The organism is Phycisphaeraceae bacterium (assembly GCA_019636735.1).
Classification (GTDB): domain Bacteria; phylum Planctomycetota; class Phycisphaerae; order Phycisphaerales; family SM1A02; genus VGXK01.
Genome location: JAHBWY010000004.1, coordinates 314,138 through 329,057, shown reverse-complemented (window position 1 = coordinate 329,057; position 14,920 = coordinate 314,138). Strand labels below are relative to the sequence as shown.

15 protein-coding genes and 1 tRNA gene are annotated in these 14,920 nt (G+C 66.3%); 4 read left to right on the top strand and 12 right to left on the bottom strand.

Features of this window, described 5'->3' with window-relative positions; genetic code table 11:
* Positions 1-10: 10 nt before the first annotated feature.
* Positions 11-83: transfer RNA gene (locus KF724_07445), tRNA-Thr, on the bottom strand.
* Between the two features lie 107 nt (positions 84-190).
* A complete protein-coding gene (locus KF724_07440) occupies positions 191-2,272 on the bottom strand; it encodes a tRNA uridine-5-carboxymethylaminomethyl(34) synthesis enzyme MnmG (GenBank protein MBX3355518.1) in 2,082 nt (693 codons plus the stop codon).
* Positions 2,273-2,357: 85 nt separating this feature from the next.
* Between KF724_07440 and KF724_07435 the strand changes: the two genes are divergently transcribed.
* The gene (locus tag KF724_07435) at positions 2,358-3,938 is read left to right on the top strand and encodes a leucyl aminopeptidase family protein (GenBank protein ID MBX3355517.1); all 1,581 of its coding nucleotides are present in this window, start codon (positions 2,358-2,360) and stop codon (positions 3,936-3,938) included.
* On the opposite strand, the gene KF724_07430 is transcribed toward KF724_07435, so the two are convergent.
* The 4 genes from KF724_07430 to KF724_07415 all read right to left on the bottom strand — a co-directional run bounded on the left by KF724_07430 (position 3,904) and on the right by KF724_07415 (position 6,912).
* Complete coding sequence (locus tag KF724_07430) at positions 3,904-4,773, bottom strand: hypothetical protein (protein ID MBX3355516.1); 870 nt, start codon at positions 4,771-4,773, stop codon at positions 3,904-3,906. The genes KF724_07435 and KF724_07430 overlap by 35 nt on opposite strands.
* A complete protein-coding gene (locus KF724_07425) occupies positions 4,770-5,792 on the bottom strand; it encodes a hypothetical protein (protein ID MBX3355515.1) in 1,023 nt (340 codons plus the stop codon). Before KF724_07425 ends, KF724_07430 begins: the two co-directional genes overlap by 4 nt.
* Before the next feature lie 86 nt (positions 5,793-5,878).
* Complete coding sequence (gene rpiB, locus KF724_07420) at positions 5,879-6,409, bottom strand: ribose 5-phosphate isomerase B (GenBank protein MBX3355514.1); 531 nt, start codon at positions 6,407-6,409, stop codon at positions 5,879-5,881.
* Positions 6,406-6,912, bottom strand: a complete 507-nt coding sequence (locus tag KF724_07415; GenBank protein ID MBX3355513.1) for a hypothetical protein — start codon at positions 6,910-6,912, stop codon at positions 6,406-6,408. Before KF724_07415 ends, rpiB begins: the two co-directional genes overlap by 4 nt.
* A 29-nt stretch (positions 6,913-6,941) precedes the next feature.
* On the opposite strand from KF724_07415, the gene KF724_07410 reads away from it, so the two are divergent.
* Positions 6,942-7,691, top strand: a complete 750-nt coding sequence (locus KF724_07410; GenBank protein ID MBX3355512.1) for a hypothetical protein — start codon at positions 6,942-6,944, stop codon at positions 7,689-7,691.
* Here the strand turns inward: KF724_07410 and KF724_07405 are convergent.
* Complete coding sequence (locus tag KF724_07405) at positions 7,616-8,020, bottom strand: hypothetical protein (protein ID MBX3355511.1); 405 nt, start codon at positions 8,018-8,020, stop codon at positions 7,616-7,618. The two genes, KF724_07410 and KF724_07405, sit on opposite strands and share 76 nt — an antisense overlap.
* Positions 8,021-8,129: 109 nt before the next feature.
* On the opposite strand from KF724_07405, the gene dnaN reads away from it, so the two are divergent.
* The gene (gene dnaN / locus KF724_07400; protein MBX3355510.1) at positions 8,130-9,263 is read left to right on the top strand and encodes a DNA polymerase III subunit beta; all 1,134 of its coding nucleotides are present in this window, start codon (positions 8,130-8,132) and stop codon (positions 9,261-9,263) included.
* A gap of 149 nt (positions 9,264-9,412) precedes the next feature.
* On the opposite strand, the gene KF724_07395 is transcribed toward dnaN, so the two are convergent.
* Positions 9,413-10,126, bottom strand: coding sequence for a redoxin domain-containing protein (locus KF724_07395; protein ID MBX3355509.1), 714 nt, complete (start codon positions 10,124-10,126; stop codon positions 9,413-9,415).
* A gap of 103 nt (positions 10,127-10,229) precedes the next feature.
* Entirely contained in the window at positions 10,230-11,183 is a 954-nt protein-coding gene (locus KF724_07390) for a hypothetical protein (protein MBX3355508.1), read from the bottom strand.
* A 146-nt stretch (positions 11,184-11,329) separates the two neighbouring features.
* Here KF724_07390 and KF724_07385 point away from each other — a divergent pair, with 146 nt between their 5' ends.
* Complete coding sequence (locus tag KF724_07385; protein ID MBX3355507.1) at positions 11,330-11,848, top strand: rhodanese-like domain-containing protein; 519 nt, start codon at positions 11,330-11,332, stop codon at positions 11,846-11,848.
* A gap of 74 nt (positions 11,849-11,922) precedes the next feature.
* Here KF724_07385 and atpG read toward each other — a convergent pair whose 3' ends face one another.
* Genes atpG through thiE form a run of 3 tightly spaced genes read right to left on the bottom strand, consistent with a single transcriptional unit; the run spans position 11,923 to position 14,803 of the window.
* Positions 11,923-12,807, bottom strand: a complete 885-nt coding sequence (gene atpG, locus KF724_07380; protein ID MBX3355506.1) for an ATP synthase F1 subunit gamma — start codon at positions 12,805-12,807, stop codon at positions 11,923-11,925.
* Positions 12,795-13,706, bottom strand: a complete 912-nt coding sequence (locus KF724_07375) for an MBL fold metallo-hydrolase (protein ID MBX3355505.1) — start codon at positions 13,704-13,706, stop codon at positions 12,795-12,797. Before KF724_07375 ends, atpG begins: the two co-directional genes overlap by 13 nt.
* The gene (gene thiE, locus KF724_07370; GenBank protein ID MBX3355504.1) at positions 13,703-14,803 is read right to left on the bottom strand and encodes a thiamine phosphate synthase; all 1,101 of its coding nucleotides are present in this window, start codon (positions 14,801-14,803) and stop codon (positions 13,703-13,705) included. The genes KF724_07375 and thiE overlap by 4 nt, the downstream gene beginning before the upstream one ends.
* Positions 14,804-14,920: the final 117 nt, after the last annotated feature.

Here is a 14,920-nt window from a genome sequence, read left to right as displayed (position 1 = left end):
TACGCTGCAAAGCCGCCGACCGGACTTGAACCGGCAACCTCGAGATTACAAATCACGCGCTCTGCCAATTGAGCTACGGCGGCTTGAGGGTCGCGAGCAACCCGCTCGCGAGCATCGAGCATCCGGCCGACGAGACTCCATCAACCGGATGGCGAGGAGAATCCTACGCGAAAGAAGCCGGGACCTCGCTCTAGGGCGCTCGGCGTCGCTGCCGCTCGATGGCCACGGCGAGCAGCGACATGTCGGCGGGATTGACTCCGGCCAATCTCGACGCCTGCCCCATGGTTCGAGGTCGGAAGCGACCGAGCACCTCGACCGCCTCGCGACGCAAGCCTCGGATCGACGACGGTTCAAGCGCCTCCGGAATGAGCATCCGCTCCGCTTCGTGCAGACGCCGAATCTCCGCGTCCTGCCGACGCAGATAGCCCTCGTAGCGCAGATCGTGGATGAGCCGCTCGACGAGTCGAAGGCGCTCCGCATGCGCCTGTTCAACGGTGATCGGCGACGCTGGTCCTGAGGCGTTATCCAACGAGGCGCAAGCCGTGAACCGATCGCCTCGTTCGCTGCCCGCGTCGGCGCGCGAGAGATGGCGCAGGACTTCGTTGGCACTCGGCTCAGCTCGTCGAATCCAGTCAACCAGCGGGGCACTATCGACCCGGGCGGCTCGCATCGCTTCTCGAAGGGCCGCCAGCGAACACTGCCGCTCCCCAAAGAGCCTCCATCTCAGATCGCAGACCGTCCCCAGGTCTCTGCCGCGCGGGGTCAGTCGCTCATCGGTCGTGTCGGCCCGCAGTCGCAGGCGATGCTCCGCACGGCTTGTGAACATCCTGTAGGGCTCGCGGGGCGTTCTCGTCACGAGATCGTCCATCAGGACACCAAGGTAAGCCTCGTCGCGCCCGAATCGAACGGGATCGCTGCCGAGCGCCCGCCGCGCGGCGTTGATGCCCGCGACACAGCCTTGCGCCGCCGCCTCTTCGTAGCCGCTGGTGCCGTTGATCTGCCCCGCCAGATAGAGCGAGCGCACGAGCTTCGTCTCCCCCGTCGCATCGATCTGGTGGGGCCAGACCATGTCGTACTCGACGGCGTAGCCATAGCGCACAATCTCGGCTCGACTGCAACCCGGAAGCGCTCGGACGATCTGGAGCTGGATCTCCTCCGGCAGCGAGGTGCTGATGCCATTGCAGTAGATGTCACTCGTCTCGAGTGACTCAGGCTCGAGGAAGACATGGTGCGCCGCGCGATCGGCGAATCGAACGACCTTGTCCTCGATCGAGGGGCAATAGCGAGGCCCACACTCCGCGTCGACCTGGCCGCTGAACATCGGGGCGCGGTGCAGATTGGCGCGGATCAGCTCATGGATCGCGGCGCTCGTGCGTGTTTCTCGACACTCAACCTGCGGCAGCACGGGGAAGCGGCCGTCGATGAGCGCTGTCGGCGAGAGATCGGAGAAGGGCACGGGCCGGGTGTCGCCCGGCTGGGCCGGCAGTGCATCCCAGTCGATCGACGCGCGAGCAAGTCGCGGTGGTGTGCCCGTCTTCAATCGACCGAGTTCAAAGCCGAGGGCACGAAGCGCCGCGGCGATGCCCACGGCGCTCCCTTCACCGACACGGCCTCCGGCCACGCGCCGATCGCCCGTATGCATCAGTGCCCGCATGAAGGTGCCGGTCGTCAGGATGACGGCCTTGGCCGAGAGAAGCACCGTCTCCGAGCCCGCGGAGGCGCGTGCCTCCGAGGCTGTCGAAGTGCTGGCGCAATGAACTTGCGGTGCGCCGCATGGCGCGTGCGCGCCATCACCCGACGGTGAGGAATGTGCCTTGGCGGCCGCGATGCGCACACCCCGCACCTCGCCCCGCTCGACGATCAATTCCTCAACCGTTCCTGCGATCACCGCGAGATTCGGCCGTGTCCCGAGCAGGCGCTGCACCTCGCGGGCATAGGCGTGACGATCGCACTGGGCGCGCGGCCCTCGAACCGCCGCGCCCTTCGACATGTTGAGCATGCGGAACTGGATGCCCGTCGCGTCGGCGGCGAGTCCCATGACTCCCCCGAGTGCATCAATCTCGCGGACCATCTGGCCCTTCGCGAGGCCACCAATCGCGGGATTGCAGCTCATCGCGCCGATCTTCGCGGGGTCCATGGTGATCAGCGCGACCTCGCCGCGGCCGGCCAGCATGTTGGCCGCCACCCACGCCGCTTCAACACCGGCGTGACCACCGCCAATGACGATCACTTCGAACGGGCGGTGGGTTGATGTCGCGTCAAGGCCCTTCATCGAATGGGAACTCTACGCTCCGTGACCATTCGACGAGGCTTGGCCAAAGGTCCGAGGGCCCGGTGGCACCTACACTCCGCACCCCATGTTCAAGTCCATCTCCATCCGCTCGGTGTCCAAGGCGCTGCCAGTCGTCACCATCTTCTCCAGGGGTTCCGCCTCGACCGGACGCGGCCGTGCCAAGGGCGCACAAGGCAGCGCCGTCGCCCGCAAGAGCCGTCGTGGAAAGGGTCGTGCGCTCGAAGGGGGAACTTCCGTCGAACAGCTCCGGCTCCGCGCGCTTGACACCGCAGGCTTCAAGGGAGATATCGGCGAGACCATCGCCCTCGGACGGGACGGCGTGGCGGTCGGCCTTGGTGCCGAAGAGGCCTTCACGACCGCGTCGTTCCGTCGCGTAGGCGCGAAACTGGTCCGGGCGCTCGATCGCATGGGGGTCCATGCCGCAACGATCGAGCTTCCCGAGTGGCCCGCCCGCTCGCGCAAGGAGGCCATCGACCTCGAGCGCCTTGGTCACGCCTTTGGCGAGGGCATGGCGCTTGCCAACTGGCGATTCGATGAGTTCGACGGCAAGGCCTCGCGTCGACATGCCCCGCTGCCGCCGCTCGCCCTCGCCAGCGGCCATGCCGACTTCGACGCCGGGCTTCAGCGCGGTCTCCAACTTGGCGACGCTGTCAACCTCACGCGTCGCCTCGGCGCCACGCCGCCGAACATCTGCCATCCGGAGTGGGTCGTGCGCACCTCGCGGGCGCTCGCGAAGTCGCACGGACTCGGCTTCAAGGTGATCGATGCGACGCAGGCGCAGCGCCTCGGCATGGGCGGGCTCGTCAATGTCGGTCGCGCGAGCGTCAGCAAGCCGGCGCTCGTCATGCTCACCCACACGCCGCGAAAGCCCGCACCCGGCGCCCGCGGCGAACACCTCGTGCTGGTCGGCAAGACCATCACCTACGACACCGGCGGCTACAGCCTGAAGGTGAACAACGGCATGAAGGGGATGAAGTACGACAAGATGGGCGGCATGGCCGTGCTCGGCGCCATGCAGGCGATCGCGACGGCGAAGCTCCCCGTCCGCGTGACTGGCATCCTTGCGGTCGCGGAGAACATGATTGGCGGCGACGCCTATCGCCCCGATGACATCATCACCATGCACAACGGCGTGACGGTGGAGGTGACGAACACCGACGCCGAGGGACGACTGGTGCTTGCCGACGCCCTGAGTTACGCATGCCGCTCGATCGAGCCGACCGCCATCGTCGACATCGCCACGCTCACCGGCGGCGTCGTGGTGGCGCTTGGGCACTTCAGCGCGGGGTACTTCTGCGAGGATGACTCTCTTCGTCGCCGACTGGAAGAAGCCTCGTCGGAGAGCGGGGAGCGCATCTGGCGCCTGCCGCTCTGGAAGGAGCACCGCGACTTCATGCGTGGCCAGCACGCCGATCTCATCAACTCGAATCCGCAGCGCAGCGCTCATCCGATCCAGGGCGCCGCGTTCCTGAGCTTCTTTGTCGACGACGACATCCCCTGGACCCATATTGACATCGCTGGAGTCGACAGCGTCGAACGCGAGACCGACCTCCATGTCACCGGTCCCACGGGATGGGGCGTGCGCCTGCTGACCGAGCTGGCCGAGGGCTTCACTCGGCGGGCGCCGCGCGCCTCCAGCGCCTGAGCACGCTCGGCAGGAACCAAAGGGATCCGAGCGCCACGAGGGCGACGCCCGCCAGCGTGACGATGATCGCCAAAGGTGTCGACAGCGCCTCCTCGGCGATCTTCGTCCCACCTCGGACCGCCGCGGACACCGGTCCCTCCTGCCCGCTCACCAGCGCGGTGATCTCGATGACCGCCGCCGCCGAAATGGCCGCAGCACCGACGAGCACGCCAGGGTGGCGATCGAGATAGTCGAGGACCACGCCGGGTCGCTTCTCAAGCGCTGCGAGCACACTCCCCCGCTCCTTCGCGGGAAGTGATGCGACATCCTTCGACCATCGGGCCATCGACACTCCCTGTGCCTCGGTGAGCTGCGATGCGATTCGCGCGCCGTCATCACCAAGCGAGCCGACAATGGTCGCGCCGACACCCGGCAGGCGCGCCTCGGTCGCGACCGCGCGGCGCGCAAGGTCGCCGGACATCGAAAGAATGGCCGGCTCACGCTCAAGCGCCGCCACACCTCGCTTCAGCGTCTCCCCCGACAAGCCGTCGAGTGCCGCGATCGCGCGAGCCGGCGCCCGGCTGATGACACCGAGCGCCGGAGCACCCGCCTCGGACAGGAGCGTCGCCGTGCGCCGCACGAGCGCCTCGCCGCCTTCCCGCTCCGCCTGAACGAGCACGGCTTCGACGGCGGCACGGCCTCCCGCCCTCTCAAGCTGCACCACTGCAGCCCGACCGCCGGTCGCTCCGACTCGCTCGAGAACCTGTTCCGCCACCGCCCGCAGCGCCGTCGCCCCCTGGGCGAGCGTGGCTGCAAGCACCCCCACCGCCAGCGCTCCGCTCAATCCGGGGATCATCGTCGAGCTCCTTTCAACCACCGATCCAGTTGTGATTCGAGGGCAAGAGCATCCTGCTCCGCCGCCTTCTCGAAGCGATCTCGAAGGCCGCTGCCCGAAGGCGCGCCATCGCCCTCAATGAGCGCCCGTTCGAGGGCGTCGATGGCCACCTCGATGCGCTCGCGCACCACATGCCGCGCTGAGTCACTCATCCACCAGTCGACCGCGACACCTGCCGCAAGGCCCACCACGAAGCCCGCAATCGTCCCCGCCACCGGAATGAACGAACCCGACGCCGCACCACCCGCAGCACTCACGACGGCGGCGCTCGTGCCCATCGCCACGATTTCGGTCACCACGGTGGCGCCGATCAGCGTGCTCATCGCGGAGAGCAGCGATCGATCGGCCTGTTGCAGGAGCGCCCTATCAAGCCGCGAGGCGAGGCGCTCCAACTCCGTGGGCGCCATGACCTCCGCCCCGGAAGTCGACGCGGAGTGAGCCAAGTGACCTCGCACGCGAGCGAGCGCCCGCGCGCGGTCCGCGTGCAGCTCAAGGACGAGTCGCTCCTCAGCTTCGGCCACGGCCTCTCTGAAGTCGCGCTCGCTCGCCACGATTCTCTCAAAGCGCTCACGCACGAGCGCGCGACGCCGCCCGCCCTCCCGCGTGACGGCATCCTCCACACCATGCCAGGCGAGGGCCCCTCGCGTGCGCCAGCTCAGCAGTTCATCAGCCATAAGGCCCGATCGCTCGCGGAAGACCTCGAAGTGGGCTCGCAGCACCGACAGCGCCCGCGCCACGCTCATCTGCTGCTCAAGACGCAGGCGCAGCACGATCGCATCGACATCTGCAGGCTCCGCAAAGGGCGGCAGAGCGTCCGGCTGACTCCATGTCGCCTCGCGGAGCAGTGAGGTCCAGAGCGCTCCACCGACCGACGACAAGGGTGCGCTCACCACCGTGCCGACCACCAGCGCGCACCAGATCACCACGGCTCCAATCAGGCGAGCCCGCGCAAGCGGTGTCAGTCGATTTCTGGCGGCCATGGATCCGATCCTTCGGGGCATCATCGATTCGTCTTCATACGAACCGGAGCCCACCAGGTTGGATCGGCGTTTCACTGCCGAAGCGCTCAACTCCGCTGCGACCGTGACGGCTTCTCGGATCTTTCGGGCTGGGGCGTCGGAGCCTCGCGGTAGACGCCGTTGCGCTGCCCCGGGTCCCACCCCTCCTCGATCTTGGCAATCTTCTCGACGCGCCTCGCATGGCGGCCACCCTCAAAGGTGGTTCTGAACCACACCTCGACGATGCGCTTCACCAGCGCCTGCCCGAGAAGATCGGCGGAGAGGCAGAGGACATTCGCATCGTTGTGCGTGCGACTCAACTGGGCGCTGAGTTCATCTTGAGCCAAGGCCGCTCGGATGCCGCGCACCTTGTTCGCCGCGATGCACATGCCGATTCCCGTGCCGCAGATCAACACACCCCGGTCAGCCTTCCCGTGGGCGACCGCCGAGGCGACCATGAACGCGGAGTCGGGATAGTCGCAGGGCTGGCCGGATGTTTCCCCGAGGAGTTCGACCTGATGGCCATCGGCGCGAAGCTGCGACACAACCGCATGAGCCACTGCGAGTCCGCGATGATCGGCGCCGAGAGCGACTTTCATGGTGCGAGCAATTCAGCGAGGCGACCGGGAAGGAGATCCAGGAACTGCCTCGCCAGACGATCATACGCAGGCTGCCCCATGCCTACCGGATCTTCCACACCTCCCCGGGGGTTCAGCCGTTCTACGCGAACCAAGGGGGGCGGCCCGTCCCCCTTCGCCGATCCGCCCCGGCCCGCCTCGGCAAATCCCTCCCCCAGAAGTCGCCGAATCTCCGCCACATGGCCGTCGGTCATGCCCACCAGGATGGTCGCCCGGCGGGCCATCTCCGGGGTGAGACGCTTGCTGGTTCCATCATGGTCGATGTCGAGGCGGCGCAGCGCCACCACGGCTTCCTCGGAAATCGGGATCCCATCCCCCGCCGCAACGCCCGCGGAGGCGATGAAGAGCCCTTCGGCACCCGGAACACGACCTTCTTCAACAAGCCTTCGCGCGATCGCCTCCGCCATCGGTGAACGGCAGGTGTTCCCTGTGCAGACGAAGAGGAGCGTTCGCATGAGTGTCACGGACGGCGAGGGCTCGACGAGGCCGCCGTATGGACGATCCTACACCGCCCCGTGGGATCATCGCGATCATCCGCTACATTGATCGGGAGTCCGGAACCGTCACGCCGACACATCTCTCGGGCGCGAAGGAGCACACGGTGGAGTTCATCAGCTACTCGGAAGCGTGGCCCGCCCTTCAGTTGCAGGGGCTGGAGGAGGCCGATCGCAACGATCGTGAACTCCATCTCGGGCTTCTCGAGGACGAACGAGTGGTGGTGATCGATGTCGCCGCCAATGACCATCGCCTCGCCGCGACGCTGCCTGGCACCGTGCTTCGTGTCCCGCGCGAGGCCATGCCCGCCATCGTCGAAGGCGTGGTTCACAAGCTTCGAATCGATCCTGTGCTGCTCATCCCGGTGGGACACTGGCGCGATGTCTTCGATGCGGTCTCATTCGAGATGGCGGAGAACGCGCCGTGGAAGGCCATCGACCAGATGGCATCGGTGGAGCTCAACACGCGCGATCCACTGCTGCTGGGTCCCGGCGATCACCATACGCTTCGAGATCTTGTCCGCGCCCTTCTGAAGGCTGGCTCGAACGACACCCAGGGAATCTCCGTGGCGGCAACGGGCACAAAGATCCTCATCGAAGTGCTCCCCTGCGGACAGATGATCGTCTTCGCCGGCAATCCGCACCTTGGTGCGCAGGTGCGCGAGGTGATCGATCACGCCGCCGCCAACGGACCGGGCACACCTTCGCCTGACTCGGAGAAGAGGGCGCCGCAGCGGCCGCACTCATAGCAGGGCGGATCCTGCGGTCCGCGCAGCGATTCATCCTCAAAGGCGATGTCCGGCCGGACCCATCGGTGCACCGACGCTTCGGCATGGCACTCGGGGCAGCGCGAGGCGCGCAGCCATCGCCGCATCCACGCGCGCTCCAGTGCGGCCAGGCTCATCGACACCCCTACGACGACCGGCAGCGTGAAGATCGCCGCAAAGAGCATGAAGAGCGCCCCGACCGGGAAGACGACCACCACCATGGTGAACGCAAGGGCAAAGGCGATGAGGTATCCCCAGAATGCAGCCAGCGCGAACCAGTGATTCAGGCCCTTGAGGATGGCGAGAAACATCTCCTTCACGGTAGCCCCCCGCCGGCGACCATTCCACCGGGCCGAGGGAGCGCCAAGCGGTCGCGGGTACACTCCCAGCCTCCGCTGGGGAGCATGAAAGAAACACACCATGGCCGACACTCTCAAAGTTGTTTGTGACCGCACCCACCTCCTCGATGCGCTGACCACCGCCGTCGGCGTCGTGGCCCCGCGCAACACCTCCCCGGCGCTCGCCTGCGTTCGGGTGACGGCCAAGGACGGCCTGCTGACGCTCCGAGCGACCGACACCGAGGTGAGCGTTGCCGTGAGCGTTCCGCAGGTGGATGTGCAGCACGAGGGAGACACGCTGGTGCCCGGGGAGAAGCTCCTCCAGATCGTGCGCGCGAGTGAAGATGCAACGCTCACCTTGGAGATGCAGGGGAACTCGATGATCCTGCGCGGCGAGGATGCGAAGTACAGGATCTACTTCCATGATCCGAAGGACTTCCCGAAGATCCCCGAACTCCCCGAGTCGAAGACCGACTTCGAGACCACCGCGGAGCAGTTCCGGCGATTGGTGGCCCGGACGCTCTTCGCGACGGCCATGGACACGAGTCGCTACGCCTTCAACGCAGTCCTCATCGATCGAACTGGCAAGCGTCTTCGCATGGTGGCGACCGATGGCCGTCGCTTGGCAGTCGCCAGAGGCGATTGCTCCAAGGGCGAAGGTGACTTCCGCGCCATCGTGCCAACCAAGACGATGAACATTCTGAACCGCCTGATGACCGATCCGGCGGCCCCCGTGACTGTGGCTCGCGAGGAGACTCGCATCCAGTTCCGCGTCGGCACCGGTGCCGACGCGGCGTTGCTGGTCTCGCAACTCGTCGAGGGCACCTTCCCGCCCTTTGAGGATGTCATTCCCAAGGATCACGACAAGCGAATCACCTTCGACCGCGATGCGCTCGGCAGCGCCGTGCGGCGCGCGGCGCTCCTGACCAATGAGGAGAGCAAGGGCGTTCGCATGAGCTTTTCGACCGAGTCGCTGGTGCTTCGGAGCCGGGCTCCCGAACTCGGCGAAGCGGAAGTCACCATCCCGATGGAGAAGTATCAGGGCGAACCCATCGAAATCGGCTTCAATCCCAACTACTTGACTGACGCCCTGAAGGTGATCGATCCAGGCGAGGTCATCATCGAGCTCAAGGCTCCGAACAAGCCGGGCGTGCTCAAGGCCGGCGCCGAGTTCACCTATGTGGTGATGCCGGTCAATCTCGATCCTGCGGTCTGAATCGGCTGGCGCATCTCTCGGCGCCGCCGGTTGTCTACCGAAACTTGGACATGAAGAAAGGGCCCCGTCTCTCGACGGGGCCCTTGTCATTCCGTGCCAGGTCTGTTGATTGCGGGCGTGGAGCCGATCCGTACGGCCCGCAGTCGACCTCAGTTCTTCGCGTACTTGACCGTGCAGCCGTACGCATTGGTCGTTGCAGGAGACGGCGTGCGGCCCTCGTTGAGCGCCTTCACGGCCTCGACGACATAGTTCACGCCCTTCTTGCCGGAGCGGTCATCGTCAATTGCGCCCGCGTACGCAAGCACGCCCTTCTTGTCGATGACATAGAGGTGCGGAGTGGTCTTGGCGTCATAGAGACGACCGACCGTGCCCTGGCCCTCCCAGAAGGCGATCCCCTCGATCTTGTTGTTCTCGAGGTACTTGCGGCTCGCATCAACCGAACCACCATCCTCGGTGCGAGTGCTGTTCACGAAGATGAACACGGTGTCGGCGTCGACCTTGTGAATCTCGTCCATCATCTTCTTCACGGCGCCGCCCTCGAACTTCGCGCGGCAGATCGGGCAGCCGGGATGCATCCACTGAAGCACGACCGTCTTGCCCGAGAACTCGGCGAGGCTGTGGCTCTTGCCATCGAGATCGGTGAAGTGGAAGTCGGGAGCCTTCTCGCCGACCTTGGCCACCGCCTTGCCATCGTGGCTTCCGTCCTTCTTCTCCTTCTTCGTTCCGTCAGAGTCGGTCGACTTGTGACCGGCACCGCCGGAGCCCTGGTTCTGCGCACCGAGCGGCGCGGAAGCAGCCAAGGCTGAACCACCGAAAGCGAATGCGAGTGCGAGCGATGCAAGTGCGAGTGGGTTTCGAGTCATGGGTTCTCCTGCAAAGGTGTGAGTCAACAAAGGTCGTCCGGCGACACATGGTTCGCGAGCGGCCCCGCGACGAGTCATGCGGTCCCGAAGTTTGGGCCGTGCATCACGGCTCCCTCGGGGTGTCGGCGGCTTCTACCGAGAACTCGAAGCAGGGATCCTGTCGGCCCGGACCCACGGTCACAAGTCCTCCAGCAGCAAGAACTTGCCCCGGAGCATCATTGGAGTCGAGGGTCACCCTGAGGGCGATTCGGAAGCCGCCATCCCTGGCAACCCCGCGGGTGACAAGCCCATCGGGAAGTCGAAACCCGGGCAAGTCGAAGGGAAGGAACCGGATCTCCGTGGCTTGCCGGGGCGACATCGCAGGCGCTTCGGGAGCATTGGGGTCGTCTGGCTTCGGCGCCGCAGGATCACCCGCGGTGCCTTTGGCCTGGCCCTCGCTCTCGAGCGTCGGCAGCTTCGGCGCGGAGATCGTCATGATCGAGCCATCGATGCGGATCGTGGCATCGAGTTCCGAGAGCGGCCTCGGCAGAGAACGACCTTCGACGACACCTGGAAGAAGCGGCAAGTTCGCGACAGCGGCACGATCGGGCAGCGAGAGCGAAATCTCTCCATCACCCGAAAGGCAGATCCCCCGACACACGAGATAGCGAGCGGTCACGGTCGCGGCGCCACCTCCGGCATCTTCTTCAGCGTGCACGGTCAGGAGCAGGACGGCGGAGTCCTCGTAGCCGAAGGTTGTCTCATCATCGCTCGAGAAGGTGTCGGGGCGAGGGAAGATGACCTGCCTCGCGCTCCAGCCCGCGGGGAGTGTGGCGTGGAGCGTCGTGGGTAGTCCGCTCTCGCCTGGATTCGCCCAGTAGATGTGCCACTTCTCCGCCATGGTGAAGCGCACGCCGATCACAGCATTGCCGTCGGCGTTTCGCCAAGTCCCCGCATGCGTCACACGAACGACATCGCGCGCGGTCGGCGCCGCACCGGGCGCTGCGGGGGCGCCCGCTCCGGGAATTGACGGTGCGAACTGGGCCGTGGCGAACTGAAACGACGCGAGTGCGGCCAAGGCCGCCCCTACGCACGGGAGGCCACGGTTCAACAATCCCGACGCCACCTTGGGGGTCGACAGCATGCCTACTTGTAGCCGAACCGGACGCCCGAGGTTGCCCGGCGAAACTTGCATTGCGCCCGGGAAGTGGCCACGATGACCCGATGAAGTTGCACGCCCGCCTCGCCCCCCTGTTCCTCGCCATGGCCCTCCTCTCGGTGGCTCTCGTCGGCTGTGACCGCCGAACCGACGATCGCGACATCCAGTGGGTCACGGTCACCGAGGCGGAGTCGCTCACCCAACCCCGCGGCTTCTCGCTCAGCCGGGCGAAGACCATGGCCTATGTCGATCCCCGCACGGAAGCGGACTTCGCCGCCGGTCACATTCCCGGCGCCATCCTCGTTCCATTCGCCGACCTGCGCTCCGGTGCCGCGGCACCGTTGCGCGACTTTGATGTTCTGGTCGTCTATGACACCGACTTCGATGATGTCGTCGCCCGCGCCATGAGCAAGCGCCTGATCGAAGATGGCCGCTGGGATGTCTTCACCCTCACCGGCGGATTGAGAGCCTGGGAGAAGTCGGGCAACGAAGTCGCCTACGGCATGACGGATCGCGGTGGCACCACCGAGACAGGGACCGAGGCAATCGGCAAGCCGTCGTTCGGCCGAGTCAGGAGCCGCTGACGCGCTGCAGGCGGCGCAGGTCGCGCTGAATCAGACCACTTCGCCGACCCGCAGGGAGCGAGCGGCTCGCGGACTTACTCGAGCGCCGCCGCACCCGAGACGATCTCGGTGAGCTCGGTCGTGATCTTCGCCTGGCGGGCACGGTTGTAGCTGCGACGCAGCATGCGGCCAAGTCCGCCGGCGTTGTCGGTCGCGGCTGTCATCGCCACCATGCGCATGATGTTCTCGCTGACCACGGCGTCCATGAACGCCTGATAGAGCGAGACCTTCAGGCAGCGTGGAAGAAGATCGTCGAGGAGAGCACCACTGGATGGGCTGAACTCATAGAGCGGCTCAGTTCCGCCCGCGGCGGCGTCACTTCCCGTCGAGGCCGCCGGAAGCGTCATCGGCAGGAGCTGCATCACCTCTGGCACCTGGCGGCTGTTGGAAACGAACTTCATGCTCACCACGCGCGCGGAGTCGATTCGTCCCGCGAGGAAGTCCTCGATGAGACGATCCGCCAGTTGCTCGACCTCGTCGTACTTCGGACGATCGCCGAAGGCATGCCGCGCCTGAATTGCCACCTTGGCGAACTTGAAGAAGGCGACGGACTTCTTGCCGCTGGTCTCCAACTGCACGGTGCGACCTGCGGCGCGAATGCGCTTCACTTCGCCCATGGCGGTCTTGAGGACATGGCCGTTGTAGGCGCCGCAGAGACCCCGGTCGCTCGCGATCACGAGGACGAGATCGTTGCCGGACGAAGTGCGCGGCGCTTCAAGCAGCGGATGGTTGACCTCGCCCGCAGCCTCGGCCACTTCGCCCACCATCGCGCGGATGCGGTCCACATACGGGCGACTCGCCTTCGCTCGCGCCATGGCGGCGGTGAACTTTGCGGTCGCGATCATCTGCATGGTCTTCGTGATCCGCTGGATCGTGCGGACGGCGACCATGCGCTTCTTGATCTGCCTCAGGTTGGCCATGGGTAGGGCGAAGATGATAGCGGATCGGCCGCCGTGGCCGCACCCCGTCCATGGCCGATCCGGAGGCCGTCGAAGCCGAGTTGCATGCCGGGGGGCAGCTTCGGATCGAGGTCGGCGTGGCGAATGTCATGGGTCATGTGGACGAAGATCGTCCGCTCGGCGCCGATCCGCTCGGCGGTGGCGATCGCCTGGTCCACGGTGAAGTGGGTCGGATGGGCCCGAAAGCGGAGCATGTCGAGGACGAGGGTGCGAACTCCCGCGAGCGCTGGCCAGGCCGGGGGCGGAATCGAGTTCACATCGGTGCAGTAGGCGAGCGGCAGGAGTTCATCCGGCGCGGTGGCGGCGCTCTCCGCGATCGGAGGGCCGTCGAACCTGAATCCGAGGACCGGCACACGGCCGTGCAGCAGCTCGATGGGCAGCACCCGAAGCCCATGCAGAGTGAAGGCCCGTCCCGCTTCGATGCGACGAGGCACGAGGGTCGCCACGAAGGAGTCATTCACATTCTCAGCCGCGCGAAAGATGTGTCGGTAGACGCGATCGAGATGATCAAGCGTGCGCGTATCGGCATAGATCTCGATCGCCTCCTGCATGAGCGCGTTGTAGCGGCGGACCTCGTCGAGACCGAAGGTGTGATCGACATGATGGTGGGTGAAGAGAATGCCATCGCAGCGCCGCAGCCCAATGCGGAGCGACTGCTCGCGATGATCGGGAGGACAGTCAATGAGCACTTCGCGGGCGACACCATCGGGATCGGTGAATCGAAGCAGCGCTCCGCTCCGGAGTCGGCGATCTCGAGGATCATCCGAGCGACAGACTTCGCAATCGCAACCGATGACGGGGACACCTGCGCTCGTGCCGGTGCCGAGCAAGACCAGTTCTGCGTGCAGAGGAGCGCTCACCTCGAGACCTCGAGCGGGGCGGTGAGCGCCGACACAATGTGCGCGGTGACCTCACCGGGGTCTTCGGCGGCGCAGATGGCGCTTGAGACGGCGACGCCTCGGCACCCCGCCGCCGCGAGTTCCGCAATCCGTGCAGGCGTGATGCCGCCGATCGCCAGGTGAGGCACTCGCGGGTGATGCTCGAGAAAGGCCTTGAGCCAGGGAACGCCCGTCGGTGTCCGGTCAGGGCGTGTCGAGGTCGGGAACATCGCTCCCACTCCGCAGTAGTCAGCGCCCGCTTCGACCGCGTGGGCGGCCTCATCGAGATCGTGCGTGCTTGCGCCGATGAGCAGGCGGCCCACGACTCGCCGAGCGTCCCTGATCGGCAGGTCATCACTCCCGAGGTGCACGCCATCACACCCCGAGGCGACGGCGAGATCGGGTCGATCGTTCACGATGACCGCGGCACCCGTGGCTTGCGCCGCGCGGACCACTTCGCGCACTCGCTCAAGGAGGGCGCCATCGGCCATCGACTTCTCGCGGACCTGCACACAGTCAGCGCCCGCGCGCAACGCCGCATGCAGCACTTCGCGCCATGGCCGACGGCAGAGCAACTCCGTCAGCAGCAGGCAGCAGCGCCACTGCCGGGCTGAACCCGAACCGCAGAGAAGAGTGACCTTCGCCGAGAGTTCATACGCCTCGAAGCGAAGTCGCTCGACTCGTCCAGCGACGACCGGGGCGATGGCCCGAAGCGCCTCCTCGAGGGCTCGCAGCGCTTCGCCCACGCGACTCCCTGCCGCGAGTGCGATGTCGAGCGCGTGGCGCCGCGTCGGCGACTCCAAGCCGCCGCGCGACTCACCGCGCTCCGCCGACGCCGTCACGGCGTCCTCACTCCCCTGTCCCGGCGCACCGGGGTCGCCGGCCGCATCGCGCCACGCCGCCATCGCCAGCGGATCGAGGGTCGCCATCGCGTTTCGCAGGGCGTGTCGCAGCGCCTTCAGACGCCGCGTCAGCGACCCCGAAGCCCCCGTCGAGAATCGCACGAGATCTTCAAGGGTGCGCAGGCCCTCCGCCGCCCTGTTCGCGTTCGCGTCAATCATGCGGAGCAGACGATCCATGTCCCGGCAGCGTAGATCGTCGCCAGTGACGCGGCTATCCTGCTCGCTCCGATGGACGAGCCAACCCTGGAACGGCGAAACTTCCTGCTGGTCATGGCCAGCGCCATGGCGGCTGCG

Bases quoted from the DNA above. Each gene is read 5' to 3' on its own strand.
- KF724_07395 (MBX3355509.1), bottom strand. From the start codon at position 10,126: ATGACTCGAAACCCACTCGCACTTGCATCGCTCGCACTCGCATTCGCT.
- KF724_07435 (MBX3355517.1), top strand. From the start codon at position 2,358: ATGTTCAAGTCCATCTCCATCCGCTCGGTGTCCAAGGCGCTGCCAGTC.
- atpG (MBX3355506.1), bottom strand. From the start codon at position 12,807: ATGGCCAACCTGAGGCAGATCAAGAAGCGCATGGTCGCCGTCCGCACG.
- rpiB (MBX3355514.1), bottom strand. From the start codon at position 6,409: ATGAAAGTCGCTCTCGGCGCCGATCATCGCGGACTCGCAGTGGCTCAT.
- KF724_07440 (MBX3355518.1), bottom strand. From the start codon at position 2,272: ATGAAGGGCCTTGACGCGACATCAACCCACCGCCCGTTCGAAGTGATC.
- KF724_07430 (MBX3355516.1), bottom strand. From the start codon at position 4,773: ATGATCCCCGGATTGAGCGGAGCGCTGGCGGTGGGGGTGCTTGCAGCC.
- KF724_07385 (MBX3355507.1), top strand. From the start codon at position 11,330: ATGAAGTTGCACGCCCGCCTCGCCCCCCTGTTCCTCGCCATGGCCCTC.
- thiE (MBX3355504.1), bottom strand. From the start codon at position 14,803: ATGGATCGTCTGCTCCGCATGATTGACGCGAACGCGAACAGGGCGGCG.
- KF724_07405 (MBX3355511.1), bottom strand. From the start codon at position 8,020: ATGTTTCTCGCCATCCTCAAGGGCCTGAATCACTGGTTCGCGCTGGCT.
- KF724_07410 (MBX3355512.1), top strand. From the start codon at position 6,942: ATGGACGATCCTACACCGCCCCGTGGGATCATCGCGATCATCCGCTAC.
- dnaN (MBX3355510.1), top strand. From the start codon at position 8,130: ATGGCCGACACTCTCAAAGTTGTTTGTGACCGCACCCACCTCCTCGAT.
- KF724_07425 (MBX3355515.1), bottom strand. From the start codon at position 5,792: ATGGCCGCCAGAAATCGACTGACACCGCTTGCGCGGGCTCGCCTGATT.